The 4,454-nt window shown below is 39.4% G+C and carries 2 protein-coding genes; both read right to left on the reverse strand.

From position 1 onward, the window contains the following. Nucleotides 1-2,022 (reverse strand): non-ribosomal peptide synthetase (locus F6K37_RS33000; protein WP_287254877.1); only part of this gene is annotated, 2,022 nt, incomplete at its 3' end. Then, on the reverse strand, nucleotides 2,019-4,454 hold a 2,436-nt coding region (locus F6K37_RS33005; protein WP_287254878.1), incomplete at its 5' end, for a non-ribosomal peptide synthetase. The genes F6K37_RS33005 and F6K37_RS33000, both read right to left, overlap by 4 nt.

A 4,454-nucleotide genomic window follows, 5' to 3' on the forward strand; every position in this document is an offset into this window, starting at 1 on the left:
TTTTTCTGGTGTTTCAGTTGCTATTTTTTCCCAATCTTTATCTAGAAGGACTACTTGGGCTTGATGTTGGGGGAGTTGAGCTAATAATTGTTCTTGAGTTAGTAACACTGACACTTGGGAGTCAGCGAACATATATTCTAGGCGTTCTTGGGGATAGGCCGGGTCTAATGGCACATAAGCTCCTCCGGCTTTGAGTATGGCTAATAAACCTACTACCATCTCTACTGAACGCTCTACACATATACCTACTAGGGTTTCTGGAACTACTCCCAACTTTTGCAAATAATGTGCTAGTTGATTAGCTTTGCTATTTAATTCCGAATAGGTCAGCTTTTGCTCCTCAAATACTCCTGCTATGGAATTTGGGTTGTTTTCGACCTGTTCCTCAAATAATTGATGGATACATTTGTCTTTTGGGTAATCTGTTGTTGTGTTGTTCCATTCTACCAGTATCTGGTCTAACTCTGCCTCTGTCATCAATGGCAATTGACTGATTGGTACATCTAGATTCTCAACAACTGCAGATAACAATACTTGATAATGTGACAGCATTCTGCCGATCGTTTCTGCTTCAAACAAGTCTCGGTTATAAGCACACCATATCTTTAGTTCTTCTCCCTCTTGCCATAAGTGCAATTCTAAGTCCATTCGCACCGTCATTTCAACTTCTGCCACTGGGTGTAAACTCATCTCTAAGTTGGGCAAGCTAAAATTTGACACCACTGTTTCTGTCTGCTGAAGGGCAAACACAACTTGAAATAAAGGATTATGCTTTAAAGAACGCTCTGGTTGCAACTCCTCCACTAATTTTTCAAAAGGTAGGTCTTGATGAGCGTAAGCTTCTAATGCTGTTTGTCGGACTCTATTCAAAACTTCTAGGAAAGTCGGTTCCCCACTCAGGTCTGTATACATCACCAGGGAGTTCACAAAAAACCCGATCAACCCTTCAAGTTCCTTGCGGTTGCGGTTGGCGATGGGTGAACCCACTACTATCCGTTCCTGACCACTGTAACGACACAGTAACACTTTGAAAGCTGCTAACAGAGTTATAAATAAAGTAACACTCTGCTCCTGGCTAATTTTGTTTAATTTTGCTGTCAGTGGTGCTGATAAACTAATGATTTGCTCCCCACCCCGGAAAGTTTCTGTAGCTGGTCGGGGATGATCTGTTGGCAGTTGCAGTTGAGGTAGTTCCTTGAGTTTTTCCTTCCAGTAATTCAGTTGTGTTTCTAGGACTGACCCTTGCAAGCAGTTACGTTGCCATACAGCGAAGTCAGCATACTGCACTGGTAGTTCTGGCAATGGAGAAGGTTTCCCCGTGACTGCTGCTTGGTAATAGGCTGAAAGTTCTTTAGCAAATACTGGCACTGACCAGCCATCAGTTGCGATGTGATGTAATATCACTAGGAGTATGTGTTCTTTTTCACCCAACTTGAATAACTTTGCCCGTATTGGTGTATCTTGTTCTTCTATGTTGAAGAGTTGCTGATTTTCTTGTTGGAGCAAGTTTTGTACCTGTGTTTTCTGTTGGGATAGTGTTAATCCACTCAAGTCTACTTCTGGTAGTTCTAACTCATAAGGAGATTGGATTACCTGTATAGGTGTACCATTGATTTCCTTAAATGTGGTTCTGAGAGTTTCGTGACGAGTGATTATCTGGTTAAGACTTTGCTTTAAAGCTACTAGCTGCAATGTCCCTCTCAGATGGAAGGTCAACGGGGCATTGTAGGCATTGCTTACTGTACCCAATTTTTCCAAAACCCACAACCGTTGTTGGGCAAATGATAATGGTAGAGGATTACCATTTCGCTCAATAGGTGTAAGTGGGAGCTGCTTGTCGTCTGTATTTAAATTAGCTTGTTCTAAAAAAGTGATAATTTCTTGCTTAAGTTCGGTTAGCTGAGTTCGGATATCTGATGTTAAAACCCCCTCTGGGGCATTACAACGCAAGCGTCCATCCTCAACCCATAATTTGACATCTTGATGAGCTAGCTCAGACAAAAAATTCTCTAAGGTTTTCACAGTTCAATTTCCTCCCGATTTTCTTGATTATTAGAAGCAGTTTGTAGTTGTTTTGCTAAAGATAAGTGACTATTATCGCGCTCCTCAAATAAATCGCTTAATTTAGCCACAGTGGAACTTTCAAACAAACGACTTACAGGTAACTCCACGTTCAAAGTTTCTCGCACACGAGAAACAACTTGAGTCATCTTTAGGGAATCGCCTTTCAATTCAAAGAAGTTATCATGGATACCCACACTTAATACCCCCAATACCTCCTGGAAAATAGCTACAAGCTGACGTTCAGTTTCATTCCGTGGTTTAGTTTGTTGATGAGTGCTATAACCGACTAACTCACTCGTTATCAACTGCTCTCGATCTATTTCTCCAGTCTCAGTCAAAGGTATTTGTGCTTGTTGTATCCACCGACAATCAGTTCGTTGACCAAAGCGATCGCGTACCTCCAACTTTTGCAACTGATTCATAATAAACCCTGTCTTAGCAGTAAAATAAGCAGTTAACTGTTGTAAACTTTGACAATCAAAACTCCAACGTTGGATCTGAGGCTTACTACCATCCAAACCCACTAGCAGATTAGTATGATGACAAGATAGAGACGCCAAAAACGAATACATACCTTGTAAGGGTGACATAGAATAGTAACCTCTGTCACGTTGTTGACGCTTGAGTTTTTCGATTTGGTAACCTCGGCTCATACCGGTTTCATCCCAAGCACTCCAAGCCAAACAATAGCTTTTGATAGAGTTGTGAGATTTTTGGTAATCACAAAAGGTTTGCATAAAACGATTAGCCGCCGAATAAGCTCCTATAGATATTCCCCCAAACAAGCCAAATATAGAAGAAAAGTGGACAAACAAACCCTCTGGATTTTCTTTAAGTAATTCATGCAGCGCCAAAGTCCCCCAAACTTTCGGTTTTAGAACTCTAGCTATACTTTCTTTGGTTTCCGAAACTAGCATTTTTTCTTGGTAGATTCCAGCTAAATGGATTACTCCATCCAGTTGACCTCCCCATTCTGATATAGTTTTGCCTACTATCTGTTGTAACTTCTCTAAATTACAAATATCTACTGCTTCATAAGTCACTTCCCCCAACTGCTGCAACTGTTGATAGGTTTGATTTTTATCAGATATTTCATCTAGGGGCGTTCTACCCACTAATATGAGTTTCGCCTGATAATACTCTAACAGATATTTGGCAACTTTTATACCTATTCCTCCTAATCCCCCACTCAGCAGATAAATACCACCTTGTTTAAATGGTAATTCCTGTTGAGGTGCTGATGTCATATCTACCGCTTCTATACCTGATACCAAGCGTTTTCCATCTCGGTATGCTATTTCTGAGTCTGGGCAAACATCCCACAACTCTTGCCAAATATAATTACTATTTACCTCCAAATCAGCTACAGGTAGATCGATGTGACGACAACTTAACCAAGGCATTTCCATCGGGATAGTTTTCAGTAACCCTAACACTGTTGCTTTCTCACAAGCTATTTTATCTGTGGGTAGAACTGACTGACTGTAACTACTCACCCACAATAATTCTACCGGATGTTTTGTCCCCTGAATTTTTTCTAAGCTTTGAATCAAATGTAATAAACTATAAATTCCCTGAGAGTTTGACTGTTCTATGCTCTCTACCTTGGTAATTTCTTCATATTCCTGGTATTGAGTTAGATGTATGATTCTGCTAATGGGTGCTTTTGTGAGTGCTATTGACTCCAGTAACTGTTGATAATGTTGTCGGTTTCCCGGAGCAATTGAGTAGCAATTTTCATCAATTTTATTGAACTCTAAACTGGTGGTTTTAATTTTCAAACAATCTTGATTATTTTGCTGTAAATTATTCCACAATAAATTTCCTAATCCTAAACCATCAACAAAGATTAAAGTTAAACCTTTTTCGGTCGGATATTTGCAAATTACTGTTTCTTTATCTCGCCATTTGGGGCGGTAAAACCACTTAGGTACTGTGTTGCTATTTTCTAGTAAAATATCAAACCGTTTCTGAATAGACTTAAACTCACCCGCTTCAAAACGTTGTTTCAGTTGTGTGCGTTGAATTTTTCCAATAGCAGTTTTGGGAATTAGTTCTTTGTCTACAGGAATTAAATAATCGGGATTAATACCAATAGATTTAACGACAACCGAGCGAATCTCTTTGAGCAGATTTATTAACTCATTATCATCTGTTTTTTCTGTACTCAAAAATATAGCTAATTTATCTGTATTACCATCAGCTTCTCGCACAGCACAAGCTGCAGTATAAGAAACCTCTATTCCTGATAATTCTTCCACAACTGCTTCTATTTCATGGCTATAATAGTTAAGACCATTGATAATAATTACATCTTTTTGTCGTCCAGTTATTGTTAAATTTCCTGCCTGGATAAATCCTAAATCCCCAGTATTAAACCAACCATCTTC

The organism is Moorena sp. SIO4E2, from assembly GCF_010671945.1.
Lineage (GTDB): Bacteria > Cyanobacteriota > Cyanobacteriia > Cyanobacteriales > Coleofasciculaceae > Moorena > Moorena producens.